Below are 19,289 nucleotides of genomic sequence, written 5' to 3' on the forward strand. Positions count from 1 at the left end.
CCCCTCGACGCCGGCTGAGGCGCTCCGGAGGCGGAGCGCAGAAGGCGGCGCGGAGCCGCAGGGGCGCGACGGTGTCGAGGGGGTGAGCGCGCGGAGGCCCGGAGGGTCGAGCACGGTCGCCCCCTCGACGCCGGCTGAGGCGCCCCGGAGGTCCCAAGGCGGAACGGAGCCGGAGCGGAGCGACGGCACCCCCGGGCCCGTGGTGCGCCACCGGATCCTGTTGGTCTGCCCCAAGGGCTTCTCCAATCTGCCTGCCGCCTCCCCCGTGGACATCCGCAAGCAGCGTGCGGTCACCCGGCGCCAGCTGGCGCGCCTCACGCGAATCGAGGAGATCGCGGACGGCCTCCCCGAGGGCACGTGCTTCGCGCCCGACCTTCCCCGGGAGGAGCTGGCCGCCGCCGTCGACTCGGTTCCCGCGACCTATGCGCCCGAGTGCCTGGCCGCCTGCGAAATGGCCTTCCACTGCCGCGCCCGTGCCCGCGACGAGGGCGCGGTGACGTCCTACGGGCGCTCGCTGCGCGCCGAGCTGGGCGGCCTCGGGACGGTGGACGACGTCCTGGCCGCCGCCCACGGGACGGCCGGAGACCCGGACGACCCGGCGGTGGCGGCCCTGCGCCGGGCGGCGCGCTTGCGTGCCGAGGCGCTCGCCACCCGGGAGGACGCCGCATGTCACTGATCGGCACCCTCGCCCGTCTGGAGGCCGTGCGGTCCGGGCGTGCCCAGCCCGCCGCCACCGTCCGGCACCGGCATCTGTCCGAGCGCCCCCTCGTCCTCGTGCCGCTCACCACCGCCGGCGAGGCCGGGGCGCCGCTCGGCGCACTCGTCGGCACCGACCGGGACACGCCCCGGCTGCTCGTCGTACCCCAGCCACGCGACCGCGACCTCAGGTTCGCGTTCCTCGCCGCCCTCGCCGACATCGTCCTGCCCTACGTCGACGGGTACGCCGAAGCGGTCGAGGCCGCCGAGCGCACCGAGACCGATCCCGAGACCGGCAAACGGGTCAAGGTGGAGGTCGAGCTGTGCGCGGACGCCCCGCAGCTGATCGTGCCGAGCCGGGCCGGCATCGACTTCGTACGGCTCCTGGGGCGCTCCATGCGGTTCCGCCGCACCGCCGAGCAGGACCCCGAGGCCCCGTATCCGGCGCCCCCACGGGTGCCACTCCTCGGGCGCTGGCTCACCCACTTCGGGGAGCGCGCCCGGGTGCCCGGCTCCTCGCTGCTGCTCGCCGTCACCGAGGTGCTGGCGCGTCACTGGACGACCGGGCAGTCGAGCCTGGAGGACCAGCACCTGGGTGCGCTGCTCGCCTGGATCGACCCGCCGGAGGGCATCTCGGGCGCGGGAGCGGCGCTGCGGGCGGAACTGGCGCGGGACGCGGACGGCCAGTTGCTGTGCCCGCCGGCCGGACCCGCCACCGACCCGGCCTTCGACAACAAGCTGCTCGCCCCCGCCATCGAGCGCTACGACCGCGCGCGGGCCCGCCTCGCCGCCGCGGAGGACGGCGTCGAGGCGGACGACCGGTTCGGTGAACTCTCCGCCGCCGAAGGGCAGATCCGGGCGCTGGTGGAGAGCCGTATGCGTCCGACGTGGGATGCCGTGTGGCGCGGGCTCGATCTGCTGCGTGCGCTGCCGGAGGGAGCCCATGTCGCGGAACGGTGGACCCGCGACCGCTGGTCGTTCACCGGCCACCGGGACCGGGTGGCCGCCGGGGAGCCGCCCCAGCCGCGCCGCGACGACGCGGTCACCGCGGCGAACAAGCTCGCCACGCGCGAGCGTGAGCAGTCCCGGCTGGACGCCCAGGAGGCGCTCGACGACCCGCTCGTGATGGCCGGGCGGAGACTGGCCGGGGAGGCGTTCGCGGGCGAGGTCACGGATGTGGTGATGGCGTACAGCGAGGGCAAGCGTCCGAGCCCGCGCCCGCTGGTGACCGTACGGACCGAGGACCGGCCGCATCTCGGGGAGCGCGCGAAGGTGTACCGGTCGCTGGGCGGAAAGCCGCAGGCGGCCGAGTTCGTCGGATACGAGGGGTGGATCGGCGAGGGACCGGGCGGACACGGCGGGAACGGCGCGGGGCGCGACCCGGGCGGCGCGGGGGCCGATCTCGTGGTGCTGCGGATCGTCGACAAGATGGGCCGCGGCAGGGAGCCGGAGGCCGGATCGGTGCCGGAGAAGGGCGACCGCGTCTGCTTCACGCTGTTCGAGCACGAGCAGCGCGGCGGGGCGAAGCTGCCCGAGCCGGAGGAGACACCCTGGACCCATGGCGGGCCGCCGGGCGAGGCCGATGCGCCGCCCCAGCCGGACCCGGTGACCGAGGAGGACGTGCTGTGACCGTGTTCGCCCGGCCGGGCAGTGCCTTCGATCCCGGGGCCGCGGCCGCACGGGCCACCGAGGCGATCCTGAACGACACGCTGCACCGCGCACACCGGGGCGTCGTCGTCGACTCGCCGCCGGGCGCCGGGAAGTCGACGCTCGTCGTCCGGGCCGCACTCGAACTCGCGTCCGCCGGGCGCCCGCTGATGGTCATCGCGCAGACCAACGCACAGGTGGACGACCTGGTGCTGCGGCTGGCGGAGAAGGAGCCCGGCCTCCCGGTCGGCCGGCTGCACAGCAGCGATCCCGACCCCTACGACAAGGCCCTCGACGACCTGCCGAACGTCCGCAAGTCGGCGAAGGCGAAAGATCTGGCCGGCCTGGACGTCGTCATCTCGACCGCCGCCAAGTGGGCGCACGTCAAGGACGTCGAACCATGGCGGCACGCGATCGTCGACGAGGCGTACCAGATGCGCTCGGACGCGCTGCTGGCGGTGGCGGGCCTGTTCGAACGGGCGCTGTTCGTCGGTGATCCGGGCCAGCTGGACCCGTTCGCGATCGTCGGCGCGGAGCAGTGGGCCGGCCTGTCGTACGACCCGTCGGCGTCGGCCGTGACCACACTTCTGGCTCACAATCCCGAGTTGCCGCAGCACCGGCTGCCGGTGTCATGGCGGTTGCCGGCGTCGGCGGCGCCGCTGGTGTCGGACGCGTTCTATCCGTACACGCCGTTCCGCAGTGGCACCGGGCACGGGGATCGAAGGCTGTCTTTCGGCGTGCCCTCGGACGGCTCGGGTCCCGACCGGGTGATCGACGAGGCGGCGGAGACGGGCTGGGGACTGCTCGAGCTGCCCGCTCGGCACACCCCGCGCACGGACCCGGAGGCGGTGCGGGCGGTAGCGGCGGTCGTACGGCGGCTGCTGGACCGGGGCGGGGCGGCGGTCTCCGAGCGCGCCGCGGATCCGGTGCCGCTGACCGCGGACCGGATCGCGGTCGGCACGGCGCACCGCGACCAGGCCGCGGCGGTGCGCTCCGCGCTGGCGGACCTCGGGGTGACGGATGTGACGGTGGACACGGCGAACCGGCTGCAGGGCCGGGAGTTCGATGTGACGGTGGTGCTGCATCCGCTGTCGGGGCGCCCCGACGCGACGGCGTTCCACCTCGAGACCGGGCGGCTGTGCGTGCTGGCCTCTCGGCACCGGCACGCGTGCATCGTGGTGTGCCGGGCGGGAGTGACGGAACTGCTGGACGACCACCCCTCGACGGAGCCGGTGCAGTTGGGGGTGACGGTGAGGTTCCCGGACGGCTGGGAGGCGAACCACGCGGTGCTTGCACATCTGTCCGAGCACCGGGTGACGTGGCGGCCCTGACGCTCTACGCAACGTTGGGCTTGCCGTGGCCGGCCATGCACAAGGCGTGTGACCGGGCGCCGTCTCCCCTGCTCAAGGCGTGTCGGCGGGTGACTCACACCCACGGGTCTATGCGACTTCGTGACTAGCCGAGGGGTCACCCTTGCCCGTCGGGTATCACGGTTCGTAGCTTGCTGACCACACAGACCGGAGGGGTCTCAGTGGACGAACTGCGGATGATTGCCGGCGGGCCGTGCAGGAGCGGCGGCGACGACAAGTGCGGGAACGGCGACTGCCCGACCGTGTACGCCACTCCCGAGCCGGACATGTTGGCCATCCAGGGCTACGACGTGGCCCACCCGACGCCGGAAGGTGAGTCGGTCGTACTGATCCCGGAAAACATCCTCAAGGAGGCTGCGCGTGCCCGTGGATGGCTCTAGCCCCGTGCTGCTGGACGGCGACGAGTGGAAAGCGTACTTCCGCGACTTCAAGCGCTCCGCGTTCCGGCTGGAAGTCCACCAGACCTACACCATGCCCGCAGAGGCTGAGACGGTCCGTGACTTCCTCGCCGGTGCTTCGATGCCCGATGGCTTCAATGCGCCATGGCACCAGACGATTCGCGGCCATGCGGCAGCCGGTCGGACGATGACCCGCGCCAAGGTCGTGCGCCGACCGCTCACGCCGTACAGCCGCTATCTGTTCGAGTGGTGCATCCCCGGAAACGTCGCCGCCGGGGAGAACTACCAAATAGTTGATTTGACCGAGCGACCGAACCCCGGACTGCCTGAGCAGGATTTCTGGCTGTTCGATGAATCGACCGTGGTGCATCTCAACTACCGTCCCGACGGAACGCAGATCAATCGGGAACTGATCCAGAACCCGGACATCGACAAGTATCTCGCGTGGCGGGATCTCGCGCTAGAAAGTGCCGTACCGTTCAGTGCCTATCGAACCTGAGACACAAGCACGGGAACGGAAGGATTTGGCGGAGGCCCTTCGGGGTCTCCGTCGTGCTTCCGGTCTCAGCGGCGAACGCCTGGCGCTGCGCTGCAACATGAGCCAAACGAAGATCAGTCGCATTGAAACCGGCCGCGCTCTCCCGACGGTCATCGACGTTGAGCGCATCCTCAAAGCGCTCGCAGTGCCTGACGAGGTGGCTGACGAACTTCTTCGACTGGCACGCCGAGCCAACGTCGACTATGCATCCTGGCGCGCTTATGCGCGCGTTGGTCTGTATCACAAGCAGGCCGAGCTACGAGCCCTTGAGTCTTCCTCCCGGGTGATGCGGCACTTCCTCCCCGCCATCCCCACCGGTCTGCTGCACGTGCGTGAGTACGCCGTCGAGACACTTTCCCCCACGGTGGCCAGTGACCCGGCCAGGGACGTTACACGGGCCGTGCAGGCTCGCATGGACCGTCAGGCCATCCTGGACGACACATCGCGCTCGTTTCGGTTCCTCATGACAGAACAAGCCGTCAAGTGGCAACGGGCGAGTATCAAGGCCATGGCGGCTCAGTGCTCACACATGGCCGAGGTCAACAGGAAACCCAACGTCGAGATCGGGATATTTCCGCAGGGGGTGCAAGTTCCCGGTACCCCCATGAACATCTTCGTGGTCTACGACGACCGCCTGGTGACCGTCGAACTATTCTCCGGTGAAGTCGTATTGCGCGACCCTCGGGACATAACCCAGCACCTTGGCTTGTTCGAACTCTTCTGGTCGCACGCACTGACCGGTGACGACGCTTCTTCCTTCCTGGAACAGACAGCCGGCCACTTTATGCGTCAACGTAACTAGCGCTCCACACAGGCCCATTGAAGGGCAATGATGGCGTTATGGAGAGTAAACCGAAAAACTCGGAGCGCAGGGGCATTACTGCTGAATGGTCATGCCTGACCGAGTTGCCGCGCGAGCCGTCTGCCGTTCCCGGGTGCCCGACTTGCCTTTCCCATTCGGTCGCCAGGGAGAACGCCCGTTCCACAGGTGACTACAGCGCAGTGTCCGACAGCAACGTCAGGCTGCGCGAGCACCAGGCGGAGGCGCACTGATGGAAATGCAGACGTGGCGAGACAGCCGCAGCCGGGCGGACAACGCCACCAACCCACTCCGCGAAGCACTGGCCGCTCTCGGCCTTCCTGAACGTGTGCGGCGGCACCTCCAGCCGATGCTCACCCATCAGGGCGCGCCGTTCGTGCATGTGAGGATGCTCTCTGCCGAGCACGTCGAGCGGATAGCGGAAGCGCTGCGCATCGCGGCTGAGGCTCCGAGCCTGGCAGCCGCGTCCAGCGGAACCCGGTCGTAGTTCCCGGCGTATCTCGCGCCTGCCTCTCCCCCTTGAAACTCCCGTCTGACATGGGCGGCGGCGGTCAGCCATGGCCGCGATCAGTTGAGCAGGAAGGTGCAGTGATGCTGAACGGAACCGACCTGTACGCACTCGACATCGACGGGGCCTCGTTCGTGAAGGCGTGCGGTGGCCCCTGCACCGAAGGGTGCGTGACCCTGGCCCGCATCGGCGACGACGCGTGGGCCCTCGGTGACAGCAAGCGGCCGGACGCACAGCCGCTGCGGTTCACCACGGAGGAGCTGGACGCGGCCGGGATCGACCTGGCGCGCTTCGGCCTGAACGTCTGATCCTCCCCCCTCCCCAGCCGGGCCGGGTCCATCCCCCGTCCCTGGGTCCGGCCCGGCTGGCACCCGTCGAACGGGAACGACTCGTGCACCATCACGGCTATCTATGGACCGGCCCGAAAGAGCGCTTCGACCAGGAAGCGCTACGACGGCCCCCACACCCCGAGCCCCCACCGGCTCCAGTGTCCGATGAGGACGTGAAGGCAGAGCAGTTGCTCAAGCGCTATCGGGAAGTGGTGGCGGAGTTTCCGACATCTGACCTACCGCCCATCGAAACGGCGTACTGGCTGATCAAGCCGCGTTCCTTGGTTCGTGGCACATGGGGTGAGGCGAAGGAGGCCGCGTCATGGCTCGGTGAGCGGCTGGCCGAGTACGCGCCTCGGTTCGCGTCAGAGAGGGACGGTGACACTACGCGGCTGGCTCGGCTGGTGAACGCTGCTGCCGAACAACTGCACTCAGGTGCTGATGTGTCGTACGGCTTCTACCTGGAACGTCCGTCGTATCTGTCCCTGGCAGTGGTGACCTGTTCCCCGAATCGGGCGAACGCTGAACTGCCCTGCCCAGTCACCTAGCCGAAGCAACAAAGAAGCCCCGGCCACAAAGGCCGGGTCTCGTTCGGTTGATCAGAGCAGTTCCCTGACCTCGGCGGCCGTCGCGCCCACGTACGGAGTACCTGAGGCGGCGGACGGCATCCACCGTCTCCGGGCACTCGGGCGCTGCCGGGCCGGCCGCAACCCGCGGGCGTATCGGCGCACGATCCGCCACGGCGGCGGGGCGTCCTCCGCAAGCGTGATCACACGCGGCCGGACCGTCGCCCCGCCGTAGGCATCGGACAGGTCCCGCCCCGCCTCACCCTGCGGAGTGCTTCCGTCCACACCTCTTCGACCACGAGGGCGCGCACGTCCCGGCTCCGCCCTGCTGCGCCGGGGGAGGAGCCGTCCTCGGTGTCACGGCTGATACGCCGCACGTCCGGGACCCGCATGTCTCCCCAGGGCCGGGAGGCCGATCACGCGGTGCTGTACATCTGTCCGAGCAACGGGTGACGTGGCGGCCCTGACCGGTCGGGCGACGGCGGCCCGGTGACCAGGGGGGAACATCGCCCGGCCCGGCGGCCTTGAGACATGGGAAGCGGTGCGGCGCGCGGGGCGCGAGCGGGCGCGTCCCGCTCGTTCCCGCGCCCTTGCGCCGCCGCGAGACAATGGACGGTGGCCCACCCGAAGGGGGCGCCATCCGAACCGTATGAGGAGGAGAAGACATGGCGGAGCCCACGCCGCGTCGGAACGAGCCGCGGCTACGCCCCGCGCCCCTGCTCTTCGAGCCCGCGGAGGCGGCCTCCGACCCTGAGCACTTCTTCGACCTGGAGTCGATCGACGACCCGCGGGCGCTGCTCGCGCGGGCGACCGAGCTGACGCAGGCGTTCCGCGCGGCCACGGACCGTGCCGTGGAGTACCAGGCGATCGCCGCCGCCCAGCTCGCCGATCCGCGCCGCTTCGACCGGCTGACACCGGCGGCGATCGCCGAGCAGGCGGAGTGGACCGAGGACTACGCGAAGAAGATGGTGGAGTTCGGACAGGACCTGCTGCGGGGCAAGGAGACGAGCGGGCCGGAGAGCCTGGGCTGAACGTCCGCCACGCGGCTCGAAAGAATGATCTTCTGGCATATGCGGTGGCACGATACGCCGCTCCGCCCCCGGCCGTCCCGGTTTTCCGCAACCCTACGGAACCCACCGCTCACTCCGGGTACATCTGGCTTTCATGAGCAGTCGCACGCCGTTCACCGAACCCTCCCTCCCGACCTCGGAGGGCGCCGCCTGGCTCGCCTCCGCAGGAACGTATCCGCGTAGTGCGTCGGTGTACTGGGGGGAACGGCCCACCGGCCGGGTCGTACTGCCCTGCGGTACCGCGTTCGACGTCGTCAGCGCCCCCGCGATCTTCGGGCGGCGCATGCTCGACCGGCTCTGGGGCGAGGGGCCGGGCTCCGGGCCGGTGGCCGAGCACCGGGGGCGCATCCTGCTGTTCGCGGCGCCCGGCGCGGCCCGGCGACTGCCCGCACTACTGGACTGGGAGGAGTGGGGCGGCCGCGCCCATGCGGTACCGCCGCTGCTGTGCCATGGCCCCGGGGACGCCGTCACCGTCCCCGCGATCAGCCTCCCGGCCCCTGTGCGCGGTGGCTCCGGAAGCCGCGCCGAGTCCCGCTGGCTCGTCGCGCCCGACACCCGTCACCCGTGGCTTCCCGGGCCCGAGGTCGTCCTGTGGGCCGCGGTCCGGGCGGCCCGCGCCGCGGCCTCCACCGCCGTACGGATATCGATTTTTCCTCCCGCCGACCAGGGTGCTAATGTCTACGACGTCAGCAGGCGCCGCTAGCTCAGTTGGTTAGAGCAGCTGACTCTTAATCAGCGGGTCCGGGGTTCGAGTCCCTGGCGGCGCACGATGGCGATGGCGAGTCGTGTTCGCGGAAAGCGCGAACCGGCTCGCCATCGTCGTTTTTGCGCGGCTCCGCCGCGCGCAGTGGGGGCTCCGCCACCCACACCCCCCAAACGGCGCAGGAACCGCCCACTCCCCCGCCATCCGCCACCCGTGGCCCGTGCCCCGTGCCCCGTCGCCCGCCATGGCGACTCCGCCCATACCCCGCTCCGCCGCTCACTCCCTGGTGACCCGTACCGTCCACGCGCCCGTGGGCGTTCGGTCCTCCACATCCACCCGCACCCTGTCGTCGGGCACGGTGAAGCTCTCCCCCACGTCCAGGGGGGCGTCCGCGAGGGACGGGTACACCGAGGTGTTCCAGCAGGCCGCCGAGTGCGGATGGGCGTCGAGGACCTCGATCGGGCCGCCGCCCGAGGCCGTGTCCCCGTGGACGCGGTAGACGAGGACGCCCTGGGTGCAGGTCGCGCTGTCGTTCCCCATGGCATCGCGGGCCTCGAGGGCGAGCACACTGTCGACCCCGGTGCGGACGACCGCCAGCTTGGTGCCGTGCCCTGACCCGAACGCCTGCACGCCGGGCCCCAGGGGCGGCGCCCCCGCAGCCCCCGTAGTCCCGGAGGCCGGGGGCGCACCCGCGTTCACCGCCACCTCCGGCACCCCCTGCTCCCCCGCCGCCAGCGGCTCCAGGGTCAGCCGCTTGCTGCCCCTGCCCCGTACGCACACCACCTGCCGGTCGTCGAGCCAGCCCAGCTTCCACTTGTGCCAGGCGAAAAGATCCGGAGCCAGTCCGAACTGGCTGCCCATGAGGTCCCAGTCGCCGACATAGGTGTCCCAGTCGCCCTTGCCGTCCACGGGCCGGTGGTAGAGGTCGGGCAGGTCGAAGACGTGCCCCGTCTCGTGGGCGAGCACCAGATGGTCGGGCGGATGTTTCTCGAAGACCGTGACCACCCGGCGGACGTCCGCGCCGTCGGCGTGCAGCGGCGTCTCCAGATTGACCACCTTCGTGGCGTCGGAGTCGATGCCGGGCGCGTCCGGATCCGCTACGAAGTACACGACGTCGTACCGCGAGAAGTCGACCTCCCTGTCGGAAACCGCGAGTGCGTCGCGCAGGTACGCGCTCCGGTGCTCGGGGTCCCAGTCACGTCGTACGGCGTACGAGGGCGACGGGCGGGGCATCCGGATCCAGTGGTCCAGCGGATGCGGATGCACCGTGAACCGGCCGTAGGAGGCGCGGTCGAAGAAGCGGCTGGTCGCCGGGAAGTAGTCGGAGGTCAGTTCGGCCGGCGTGGTCGTCGGCGTGGAGTCCGGGAAGGACAGGAACACCAGGACCGCGTCCAGCGGCCGGGTGGGGCGTGTGTAGGCGGCGTTCCAGGTGTCGACACCCTCCGAGTGGTGCGCCTGGCTGCGGGTGAGCTGGCAGGCCGCCCCGAGGGAGCCGAACACCGCGGGACCCGTGACGAGCGAGGTCGCGGCCAGCGCCGTCATCGAGGTGGCCGCGGCCACCGTCTTGCGCAGAAGGGGCGCCCGGCTCCGGACACGTCGCCGCGGGGCCTCGTGACTGAGGCCCCTGCTGGGGAGCGGACACGGCACGTCGACCTCCGGGTGCGTTTTGGGCAACTCCGCACCCAGCCTTGTCCTACTTGTATTACTACGTCCTGTTTGCCTGCCCCAGAAGGGTGAGAGGCCGTCAGTCGGGGGAAAGCCCAGAAGGGAACCGTGACGGCGGGGGGAGGCGCAGTGCGGGGCGGGAGCACGCAAGGGCGCACGAGCACGGAGGGGGCGGCCGACGTGGGCCGACGCCCCGAATACTCACGGAACGTCACAGTCGTAGGCGGCCTGATGGACCCGCGTGAGGTGCGAGCAGAAACGATCTGTCAGAACATGTGCTCGTTCCGGAAGACTGGACAGCGGCTGGAAGGCCCCTGGGTCAGCCTCTATGATCGGCACACTTTCCTGCACGAACACGGCTTGTACGGCCGCTCACCACGCGGCCGTCGACCCCGACGAGACCCACGAGATCCGTACGAAGAACGAGTGCACTGCGGGAGCGAGCGGTGAGCGGAATGTCCGAAGGGCCGACGCCCGCGGCAGACCTCGTCGGCCCGGTCGTCACAGAGGGTCACGACAGCACGTCATCCGGTACGCCCGCACCACCGCCCCTCCTCGGGGGGTATCCGCTTTCGCCTCCCGCGGACGCGCCGCCACCCCTCTCCCTCTCCCCGGATCCCCGATCCACCTCCTTCGACGCCGTGTTCGCCGCCGCGCCGCTCGCGATGGCGGTCGTCGCCCGGGACGGCCAGGTGGTCACCGCCAACCAGGCGCTGGGCGAGCTGCTCGGCACCGGCACGGACGGGCTGCCCGGCAAGGTCGCCGCCGACCTGGTCGACCTGTCCTCCGACGCCCGCACCTGGCACGCGTACCGCGAGGTGCTCCGCGGACGCCAGGCCCGGCTGCGCTGCACGCGCCGCATCAAGCATCCCGACGGGCACTCGCTGTGGGTGCAGGTGACCGTCACCCCACTGCCCGAGGCCGAGAAGGCCGTCCTGCTCTCGGTCACCGATGTCAGCGCCCGGCGTGAACTCCAGTCCCGGCTGCGCCATTTGCAGATGCACGACCCGGTGACCCGGCTGCCCAACCGCACCCTGTTCTTCGAACGTCTGTCGGCCGCGCTGGAGGCGGAGTCCTACGAGGAGAGCGGCACCGGCCGGATCGGGCTGTGCTACCTGGACCTCGACGGCTTCAAGGCGGTCAACGACACCCTCGGCCACCGCGTCGGCGACCGGCTGCTCGCGGCCGTGGCGGACCGTCTGACGCAGTGCGCGGACGAGGCGGGACGCGCCCGGACCACCACTCCCCTGGTGGCCCGGCTCGGCGGCGACGAATTCGCCCTGCTCGTCGAGGACTCGACGGGTACCGACCAACTCGCCGAGCTGGCCGAGTCGGTGCTCAAGGCGCTGCAGGCGCCCTTCGATCTGGCCGGGCAGCGGCTGTCGGTCTCCGCGTCCATCGGGGTGGTGGAGCGGCATGCGACCGGGACCACGGCAACCGGTCTGATGCAGGCGGCCGATACGACGCTGTACTGGGCGAAGGCCGACGGAAAGTCCCGCTGGACCCTCTTCGACCCCGAGCGCAACGCCCATCGCATGACCCGCCAGGCCCTCTCCTCCGGTCTGCGTCCGGCCATCGAGCGGGGCGAGTTCGCCCTGGAGTACCAGCCGCTCGTGGGCATGGAGGACGGACGGGTGCGCGGGGTCGAGGCGCTGGTGCGCTGGCATCACCCCCAGTTCGGCACGCTGACGCCGAATCGGTTCATCGGACTGGCGGAGGAGGACGGCTCGATCGTGCAGCTCGGGCGCTGGGTGCTGAAGACCGCCTGCCGCCAGGCCCGCCGCTGGCAGCTGGAACGCCCGGACGAACCGCCGATCTTCGTCAGTGTGAACGTGGCGGTGCGTCAGGTATGGGATTCCGACCTGGTGACGGACGTGGCCGGAACCCTCGCGGAGACCGGACTCGCCCCGCACCTGCTCCAGTTGGAGCTGACCGAGTCCGCCGTCATGGGCTCGGCCGGCCGGCCGCTCCAGGCGCTCCAGGCACTCAGCGACATGGGGGTGCGCATCGCCATCGACGACTTCGGCACCGGCTATTCGAACCTGGCCTACCTCAGCCGGCTGCCGGTGTCCGTGCTCAAGCTGGACGGCTCGTTCGTCCGCGGTTTCCAGTACGAGGGCACGGACGCCCATCCCAACCCCGCCGACGAGGTCGTCGTCGAGGCCATGATCCGTCTCGCCCACCGGCTGGGTCTGACGGTCACCGCGGAGTGCGTGGAGACCTCCGCGCAGGCCAGCCGGCTGCGCCGGATCGGCTGCGACACCGGTCAGGGCTGGCTGTACTCGCGGCCCGTGCCGCCGGACCGCATCTCGGAGCTGGTGGAGGCGGAGGCCTGCGGACACCCTGACCGGCGGGATGCCGTCGCCCGAGCGACGACATCCCGCCGCGCTCAGGAAACCGGCAGCCCGTAGGCGTCCGCGATCAGTTCGTACGAGCGCACGCGCAGCTCACCCCGGTGGGCGTGGGAGGTGATCATCAACTCGTCCGCGCCCGTGCGCTTCTGGAGGTCGTCCAGGCCGGCGCGCACCTCGTCCGGGGTGCCGTGGACGACGTTGGCGGACCAGGACCGGATGAACTCCTCCTCCAGCGGCCCGAGCTGCTCCCCCTCGGCCTCCTCCGGGGCGGGGAAGAGACCGGGCCGGCCGCTGCGCAGCCGCAGCATGCTCAGCGCACCCGCCCGCACCTGGCGGCGGGCCTCCTTCTCCTCTTCGGTGGCGAGCGCGCTGACGCCGATGAGGGCGTAGGGGGCGTCCAGAACTTCGGAGGGACGGAAGGACTCGCGGTACAGATCGAGCGCCGGGATGGTGTTCTGCGCCGAGAAGTGGTGGGCGAAGGCGAAGGGCAGGCCGAGCATGCCGGACAGGCGGGCGCTGAACCCCGAGGAGCCCAGCAGCCAGATCGGGGGTCGGTGCGGGGACTGGACGCCGCCCGGGGAGGTGGCCTGCACCGGGCCCGGGACCGCGTGGATGCGGGCGTAGGGGTGGCCGTCCGGGAAGTCGTCGTCGAGAAAGCGGGTCAGTTCGGCGAGCTGCTGGGGGAAATCGTCGGCGCCCTCGTTCAGCCGGTCCGTGCGGCGCAGCGCGGCGGCGGTGGCGCCGTCGGTGCCCGGGGCGCGGCCGAGACCGAGGTCGACACGGCCGGGGGCCATGGCCTCCAGCGTGCCGAACTGCTCGGCGATGGCCAGCGGGGCGTGGTTGGGCAGCATCACGCCGCCGGAGCCGAGGCGGATGCGGTCGGTGTGGGCGGCGAGATGGGCGAGGATCACGGCGGGCGAGGAGGAGGCCACGCCCGGCATGGAGTGGTGTTCGGCGACCCAGTAGCGGTGGAAGCCGCGGGACTCCGTGAGGCGCGAGAGGGTGACGCTGGTGCGCAGGGCGTCGGAGGCGGTGTGGCCCGCTCCGACCGTGACCAGGTCCAGTACCGAGAGGGGGACGGGAGCGGTGCCCTGTGCCGTGCCTCGGATCTCGTCCACCGGGTTGCCTCCTGAGTTGTGCGGCGCATCTTCCGGTGCAGAACAGGAGGCAGTCCCCGGTTATTCCCGGGCGGCGCGGCGGTTCCCGGGCCGGCCTCGGGACGCCCGTCAGACCTGGATCACCGGCTCCTTGGTGAACAGCGACCCCAGGGTCGGTGCGTTCACCCGGCGGTCCACCAGGCGCAGGGCCTCCCACATCGTGACCTGGTTCGCCGTGAGAACCGGCTTGATCAGCACCTTCTCCAGCTCCGTGAGGCACGCGGCGGTGTGCAGGGCCGTGTCGGGGAGCAGCACCGCATGGGCGTCGGGGTGGTCGCCCTCGCGGGCCAGCGCCAGCACCTCCCGCGCGCCCCATGTGCTCACCTCGTCCCGGGTGGCGCCCGCGCCGTGCACCGACACCACCTCCACGCCCGCCGCCCGCAGGAACCCGGCGAACAGTTCCGCCACGTCGTCCGGGTACGTCGCCGCGACCGCCACCCGACGCGCCCCGATCTCGCGCACCGCGTGCACAAAGGCGAAGGAGGTGGCGGAGGCCGGCATTCCGGCAGCGAGCGCGAGGGCGCGCACCTGTTCGTGGGCGCCCTCCCAGCCGTGGACGAAGCTGCCGCCGGTGGATGCCCACACCACCGTCTCCGCCCCCGCGAGCCGCAGTTCCTCGACGCCCGCCGCGAGCAGCCGCGGTACGCCGTCCTCCGGGCGCTCGCCCCCGCCCAGGAGGGCGCCCCTCGTCAGCGCCTGCGCCAGGCGTGCTTCCTCGGCATCGTCGGTGTGCACGACGTCCACCCGGATGTCGCTGCCCAGCAACTGCTCCATGCGCGGATAGTCGTCCTCGGCGTGGTGGCCCGGGTAGAGGAATCCGAGTGCGGTCATGCCCAACCTTCCTGTTCTTCCGGCGGTACGGGTCCCGGTGTGCCGCCTCCTTCGGCAGGGTCCGGAGCGGACCCACGGCCCGGGTACCCAGGTAGCGCGGGGGCCTTCCCCTCCTCACCCGGTTGGCCGAACCCGGTCGGCCCAGGCGCCGGGCCGCGCACCGGGCGGCGGTGCCGGACGAACCTGGGCACGGGGGTGCCGGACGGCGCGTACCGACCGTGTTGACGGCGCCGGCATCGGGTGCGAGTGTGGTCAATCGGTGCATGTCAGACGCCCGGTCGGCCGCTCGGGCGGCCGTCGCCGAAGGGAGAAACGGTTCCCGCATGACCGCTCCCCCACCGGGCCCCACGCTGCTCGTCCTCGACGCCGAACCGCTGCCCCGGCTCGGCCGGCTCACGGGGCGGGCGCGGATCGAGCACGTGGACGCCTCCGCGCTGGCCGGCCGGCTGCCGTATGCCGACGTTCTGCTGGTGTGGGACTTCCCCACGGACGCGGTGCGCGAGGCCTGGCCGGGTGACGGCCCGCGGCCGCGCTGGGTGCACACGGCGAGCACGGGCGTGGACCATCTGATGTGCCCCGAACTCACCGCCTCCGACACCGTGGTGACGAACGCGCGGGGAGTCTTCGACCGGCCCGTGGCCGAGTACGTGGCCGGGCTCGTCCTGTCGATGGCCAAGGACCTGCCGCGCACCTGGGACCTGCAACGGGTAAGGGAGTGGCGGCCGCGTGAGGTGACACGGGTCGGGGGCACACGCGCGTGCGTGGTGGGTTCCGGGCCGATCGGGCGCGCGATAGCCCGTACGCTCAAGACGCTCGGCGTCACGGCGTCGGTCGTGGGACGCGTCCCGCGCACCGGCATACACGGTCCGGCGGATCTCGACCGGCTGATCGCCCGCGCCGACTGGGTGATCGCGGCGGCACCGCTCACCGAGCGGACGTACGGCATGTTCGACACCCGCCGCTTCGGGATGATGCAGCCCTCGGCCCGTTTCATCAACGTCGCCCATGGCGCGCTGGTGGACGAGGAGGCGCTCGTCGGGGCGCTGTCGAAGCGGTGGATCGCCGGGGCGGCACTGGACGTGCTCCGACGTGAACCTCTCGCCCCCGACAGCCCGTTGTGGCAGGTCCCGGGGCTGCTGCTGTCCCCGTGCATGGCCGGCAACACGGTCGGCCGGTCCGACGAACTCGGCCGCCAGTTCGTCGAGTTGTACGACCGCTGGGAGGCCGGCAAGTCCCTGCCGAACGTGGTCGACAAGCAACGCGGCTACGTCCCCGGCTACTGAGCCCGCACCGCACGCCCGCGCCTCGGGACGCGGCGCCGGGCCGACGGGTCCGGTGCGGCACAGGCCGCGGCGAGAGAATTCGTCCGCATACCTCGCCTGGTCCCGGGTAGCCGCGCGCCCATGGCCGCACCACGGACGCATCACACAGGGAAACCCGCATTCACCAGACGGTCGCTGCTCGCCGGCATCGCCGCGTCCGGCGCGCTGGGCGCCGTCGGCTGCAGCCGCGTGGCCGAGGCGTCGAGCGCCCGCGGCGGGGATCTGCTCGGCCGTCTCAGGGCCCAGGGCGTCGTCCGCCTCGGCATCGCCGGTGAGATCCCCTTCGGCTACATCGACAAGGACGGCAAGCTCACCGGCGAGGCCCCTGAGCTGGCGAAAGTCGTCTTCCGACGTCTCGGGGTCGACCGGGTCCAGCCCGTGCCGACCGAGTTCGGCTCGCTCATACCCGGGCTCAACTCGCAGCAGTTCGACGTCGTCTCCGCCGGGATGTACGTCACTCCGGACCGCTGTCAGCAGGTCGTCTTCGCCGATCCCGACTACCAGATGCTCGACTCCTTCATCGTGCGCAAAGGCAACCCGAAGGGTTTGCACGACTACCGGGACGTCGTCGAGAAGAAGGCGAAACTCGCCACCGGGACGGGATACGCCGAGATCCAGTACGCCGTCGAGGCCGGTTACAAGGAGAGCGACCTCCTCATCGTCCCGGACCAGGTCGCGGGTCTGAACGCGGTGGAGGCCGGCCGTGTCGACGTGTTCGCCGGCACCGCCCTGACCACGCGCGCGGTCGTCGAGAAGTCCCGTACGGCCGAGGCCACGAAGCCCTTCGCGCCTCTGGTGAAGGGCAAACCACACGTCGACGGAGGCGCGTTCGCCTTCCGGCGCACCGAGACCGCGCTGCGGGACGCCTTCAACGCCGAGCTGAAGAAGATGCGGGCGAACGGCGAACTCTTCCGCGTCCTGCGGCCGTTCGGCTTCACGCGGGCCGAGATGACGGACATGACCGCGAAGGAGCTGTGCCGCGGATGACCACGGGCCTGTGGGAACTCGTACTCAAAGGCGTCTGGACCACGCTCCAGCTCCTCGTGTTCGGCGCGCTGCTCGCGACGGCCGTCTCCTTCGCCGTCGGCATCGCACGCACCCATCGCCGGTGGATCGTCCGCTTCCTCGCCGGCTTCTACACCGAGGTGTTCCGCGGCACCTCCGCCCTGATCATGATCTTCTGGGTGTTCTTCGTGCTGCCGCTGGCCTTCGGCTGGCAGCTGGTGCCGATGTGGGCGGGCACTCTCGCCCTGGGCCTGACCTACGGGGCCTACGGCGCCGAGATCGTGCGCGGCGCCCTGAACTCCGTGGACCCGGCGCAGCGCGAGGGCGGGATCGCGCTGAGCTTCACCCCGTGGCAGCGGATGCGCAAGATCCTGCTGCCGCAGGCGGTGCCGGAGACGATCCCGTCGTTCTGCAATCTGCTGGTGGAGCTGCTCAAAGGCACCGCGCTGGTCTCCGTGATGGGCATGGGAGACCTGGCGTTCAGCGGCAACCTGGTACGGCTCGCGCTCCAGGAGAGCGCCCAGATCTACGCGTACGTCCTGATCATCTACTTCCTCATCGCCTTCCTGCTCACCCGGCTCATGCGGAGCCTGGAGCGCCGGCTCAAGGCCAGGGTGGGGAAGGCGCCGCGGCCGGGTGTCTCCGCCCCGCTGCCCGTCGGAGGTGGTGTCTCGTGACCTGGGACTGGGGCGCCGTACGCGCCTTCATGCCGCACTTCTTCGACGGCCTGCTCGTCACCCTGCAGGCGCTGGCCCTCGGATCGCTGATCTCTTTCGCGCTGGGGCTGGTGTGGGCGCTGCTGATGCGCACTCCCACCCGGTGGGTGCGCTGGCCGGTGGGGGTCGTGACCGAGTTCATCCGGGACACGCCGCTGCTGGTGCAGCTGTTCTTCCTGTTCTACGTGCTGCCCGAGTGGGGGCTCGCCTTCTCCGCGCTGACCACCGGGGTCGTCGCGATCGGCCTGCACTACTCGACGTACACGATGCAGGTCTACCGGGCCGGCATCGACGCCGTGCCCCCCGGCCAGTGGGAGGCCGCCACCGCGCTGAGCCTGCCGCCGCGGCGCACCTGGACGGCCGTGATCCTGCCGCAGGCGATCCGCCGGGTCGTGCCGGCGCTCGGCAACTACGTGATCGCGATGCTCAAGGACACGCCCATGCTGATGACGATCACCGTCCTCGACATGCTCGGCGAGGCACGGCTCTTCTCCCAGCAGCACTTCCAGTTCACCGAGCCGCTCACCGTCATCGGTGTGGCCTTCGTCCTGATCTCCTATCCCGCCTCTCTCCTCCTGCGAGCCCTGGAGCGACGTCTTGCCCGCTGACATTCCGCTGATGAAGGAACCCGACGCCCACGCCCGTCCGCCGGCGGCCACCGGCGAGCTGATCCGCTTCGAGAAGGTCACCAAGCGCTTCGGCGACCACACGGTTCTCGACGAGCTCGACTTCTCGGTCGAGGCGGGCCGGCACGTCACGCTGATCGGTCCCTCCGGCTCCGGGAAGACCACGATCCTGCGGCTGCTGATGACCCTGGACCAGCCCGACGAGGGCACGATCACGGTCGGCGGACAGCGGCTGTTCCCGGCCGGTGAGAAGCAGGTCGGGGAGATCCGCAAGAACATCGGGATGGTCTTCCAGCAGTTCAACCTGTTCCCGAACATGAAGGTGCTGCGGAACGTCACCGAGGCGCCGGTCACCGTCCTTCGCCTGTCGAGGGACGAGGCGGAGCAGCGGGCGCGTGAGCTGCTGGACCTGGTGGGGCTCGGCGACCATCTCGACAAGTACCCGAGCCAGCTCTCCGGCGGCCAGCAGCAGCGCGTGGCGATCGCCCGGGCGCTGGCCATGCGCCCGCAGGTGCTGCTGCTCGACGAGGTGACGTCGGCGCTCGACCCGGAACTGGTCGCCGGTGTCCTCGACGTCCTCCGTGACATCGCCCGCAGCACGGACATCACCATGCTGTGCGTGACCCACGAGATGAGCTTCGCGCGCGACATCTCGGACCGTGTCCTGATGTTTGATTCCGGCCACGTGGTCGAGGCGGGCGCGCCGGAGAAGATCTTCAACGATCCCGAGCACACACGCACGCGGGAGTTCCTCAGCGCAGTGCTGTGACTACGGACGGTGAATGCGCTGATCCGGCCGCGCCCAGCGCGAGGGGGCATGACCTTGGCATATGCGGAGGTGGCCCGTTCCTGCTGAGCGGCACAAAGTTCGTCAACACCCGCTCCCCGGCGTGCCCTTGAGCCGTATCGTGGAGGCAGCCAAGCTGTCCCGAGAGCTGTCCCGAGAATGGCCCGAAAAGCGCAGGGGG

The 19,289-nt window shown here is 70.8% G+C and carries 19 protein-coding genes, 1 tRNA gene and 1 pseudogene; 18 read left to right on the top strand and 3 right to left on the bottom strand.

The annotated features are described in order from the left end of the window. The 12 genes and pseudogenes from LZ604_RS28080 to LZ604_RS28135 all read left to right on the top strand — a co-directional run. Positions 1 to 676 (top strand): annotated as a pseudogene (locus LZ604_RS28080) (hypothetical protein); the annotation flags it as partial. Further along, positions 667 to 2,325: a hypothetical protein gene (locus LZ604_RS28085; RefSeq protein WP_234518454.1), complete on the top strand. Its 1,659-nt coding sequence runs from the start codon at positions 667 to 669 to the stop codon at positions 2,323 to 2,325. The pseudogene LZ604_RS28080 and the gene LZ604_RS28085, both read left to right, overlap by 10 nt. A gap of 2 nt (positions 2,326 to 2,327) precedes the next feature. Further along, the gene (locus tag LZ604_RS28090; protein WP_234518569.1) at positions 2,328 to 3,674 is read left to right on the top strand and encodes an AAA domain-containing protein; all 1,347 of its coding nucleotides are present in this window, start codon (positions 2,328 to 2,330) and stop codon (positions 3,672 to 3,674) included. A 200-nt stretch (positions 3,675 to 3,874) separates the two neighbouring features. After that, positions 3,875 to 4,093 carry a hypothetical protein gene (locus tag LZ604_RS28095; RefSeq protein ID WP_234518455.1) on the top strand — a complete coding sequence of 73 codons (219 nt, stop codon included), beginning with the start codon at positions 3,875 to 3,877 and terminating at the stop codon, positions 4,091 to 4,093. After that, the gene (locus LZ604_RS28100; RefSeq protein WP_234518457.1) at positions 4,074 to 4,610 is read left to right on the top strand and encodes a DUF6879 family protein; all 537 of its coding nucleotides are present in this window, start codon (positions 4,074 to 4,076) and stop codon (positions 4,608 to 4,610) included. Before LZ604_RS28095 ends, LZ604_RS28100 begins: the two co-directional genes overlap by 20 nt. A 25-nt stretch (positions 4,611 to 4,635) precedes the next feature. Further along, positions 4,636 to 5,451 (top strand): helix-turn-helix domain-containing protein, encoded by an 816-nt coding sequence (locus tag LZ604_RS28105; RefSeq protein WP_234518459.1) that lies wholly within the window; start codon positions 4,636 to 4,638, stop codon positions 5,449 to 5,451. Positions 5,452 to 5,707: 256 nt separating this feature from the next. Further along, positions 5,708 to 5,956 (top strand): hypothetical protein, encoded by a 249-nt coding sequence (locus LZ604_RS28110; RefSeq protein WP_234518461.1) that lies wholly within the window; start codon positions 5,708 to 5,710, stop codon positions 5,954 to 5,956. A 104-nt stretch (positions 5,957 to 6,060) separates the two neighbouring features. Then, positions 6,061 to 6,285, top strand: a complete 225-nt coding sequence (locus LZ604_RS28115) for a DUF397 domain-containing protein (protein ID WP_234518463.1) — start codon at positions 6,061 to 6,063, stop codon at positions 6,283 to 6,285. An 83-nt stretch (positions 6,286 to 6,368) separates the two neighbouring features. Then, on the top strand, positions 6,369 to 6,854 hold the full coding sequence (locus tag LZ604_RS28120; protein ID WP_234518465.1) for a hypothetical protein: 486 nt from the start codon (positions 6,369 to 6,371) through the stop codon (positions 6,852 to 6,854). Between the two features lie 683 nt (positions 6,855 to 7,537). Beyond that, positions 7,538 to 7,903: a DUF8844 domain-containing protein gene (locus LZ604_RS28125; RefSeq protein WP_234518467.1), complete on the top strand. Its 366-nt coding sequence runs from the start codon at positions 7,538 to 7,540 to the stop codon at positions 7,901 to 7,903. Between the two features lie 133 nt (positions 7,904 to 8,036). Beyond that, positions 8,037 to 8,645, top strand: a complete 609-nt coding sequence (locus LZ604_RS28130) for a bifunctional DNA primase/polymerase (RefSeq protein ID WP_234518469.1) — start codon at positions 8,037 to 8,039, stop codon at positions 8,643 to 8,645. Beyond that, positions 8,636 to 8,709 (top strand) — tRNA-Lys (locus tag LZ604_RS28135). The genes LZ604_RS28130 and LZ604_RS28135 overlap by 10 nt, the downstream gene beginning before the upstream one ends. 212 nt (positions 8,710 to 8,921) lie before the next feature. Here the strand turns inward: LZ604_RS28135 and LZ604_RS28140 are convergent. Beyond that, a complete protein-coding gene (locus LZ604_RS28140) occupies positions 8,922 to 10,292 on the bottom strand; it encodes a M6 family metalloprotease domain-containing protein (protein ID WP_234518471.1) in 1,371 nt (456 codons plus the stop codon). A gap of 473 nt (positions 10,293 to 10,765) precedes the next feature. Here LZ604_RS28140 and LZ604_RS28145 point away from each other — a divergent pair, with 473 nt between their 5' ends. Next, positions 10,766 to 12,721, top strand: coding sequence for a putative bifunctional diguanylate cyclase/phosphodiesterase (locus LZ604_RS28145; protein ID WP_267971929.1), 1,956 nt, complete (start codon positions 10,766 to 10,768; stop codon positions 12,719 to 12,721). Here LZ604_RS28145 and LZ604_RS28150 read toward each other — a convergent pair. Next, positions 12,700 to 13,782, bottom strand: coding sequence for an LLM class flavin-dependent oxidoreductase (locus LZ604_RS28150; RefSeq protein ID WP_234518474.1), 1,083 nt, complete (start codon positions 13,780 to 13,782; stop codon positions 12,700 to 12,702). The two genes, LZ604_RS28145 and LZ604_RS28150, sit on opposite strands and share 22 nt — an antisense overlap. Before the next feature lie 108 nt (positions 13,783 to 13,890). Beyond that, the gene (locus LZ604_RS28155) at positions 13,891 to 14,652 is read right to left on the bottom strand and encodes a maleate cis-trans isomerase family protein (RefSeq protein ID WP_234518476.1); all 762 of its coding nucleotides are present in this window, start codon (positions 14,650 to 14,652) and stop codon (positions 13,891 to 13,893) included. 323 nt (positions 14,653 to 14,975) lie between these two features. Here LZ604_RS28155 and LZ604_RS28160 point away from each other — a divergent pair, with 323 nt between their 5' ends. The 5 genes from LZ604_RS28160 (at position 14,976) to ehuA (ending at position 19,090) form a co-directional block, all read left to right on the top strand. Beyond that, complete coding sequence (locus LZ604_RS28160) at positions 14,976 to 15,935, top strand: D-2-hydroxyacid dehydrogenase (RefSeq protein WP_234518477.1); 960 nt, start codon at positions 14,976 to 14,978, stop codon at positions 15,933 to 15,935. A gap of 120 nt (positions 15,936 to 16,055) precedes the next feature. After that, a complete protein-coding gene (ehuB, locus tag LZ604_RS28165; RefSeq protein ID WP_234518478.1) occupies positions 16,056 to 16,961 on the top strand; it encodes an ectoine/hydroxyectoine ABC transporter substrate-binding protein EhuB in 906 nt (301 codons plus the stop codon). Then, positions 16,958 to 17,656, top strand: a complete 699-nt coding sequence (gene ehuC, locus LZ604_RS28170; protein WP_234518479.1) for an ectoine/hydroxyectoine ABC transporter permease subunit EhuC — start codon at positions 16,958 to 16,960, stop codon at positions 17,654 to 17,656. Before ehuB ends, ehuC begins: the two co-directional genes overlap by 4 nt. Further along, positions 17,653 to 18,303, top strand: coding sequence for an ectoine/hydroxyectoine ABC transporter permease subunit EhuD (gene ehuD, locus LZ604_RS28175; RefSeq protein ID WP_234518480.1), 651 nt, complete (start codon positions 17,653 to 17,655; stop codon positions 18,301 to 18,303). Before ehuC ends, ehuD begins: the two co-directional genes overlap by 4 nt. A gap of 10 nt (positions 18,304 to 18,313) precedes the next feature. Continuing rightward, the gene (gene ehuA, locus LZ604_RS28180; protein ID WP_234518481.1) at positions 18,314 to 19,090 is read left to right on the top strand and encodes an ectoine/hydroxyectoine ABC transporter ATP-binding protein EhuA; all 777 of its coding nucleotides are present in this window, start codon (positions 18,314 to 18,316) and stop codon (positions 19,088 to 19,090) included. Positions 19,091 to 19,289: the final 199 nt, after the last annotated feature.

It is taken from the genome of Streptomyces glomeratus, from assembly GCF_021462825.1.
Taxonomy (GTDB): Bacteria; Actinomycetota; Actinomycetes; order Streptomycetales; family Streptomycetaceae; genus Streptomyces; species Streptomyces glomeratus.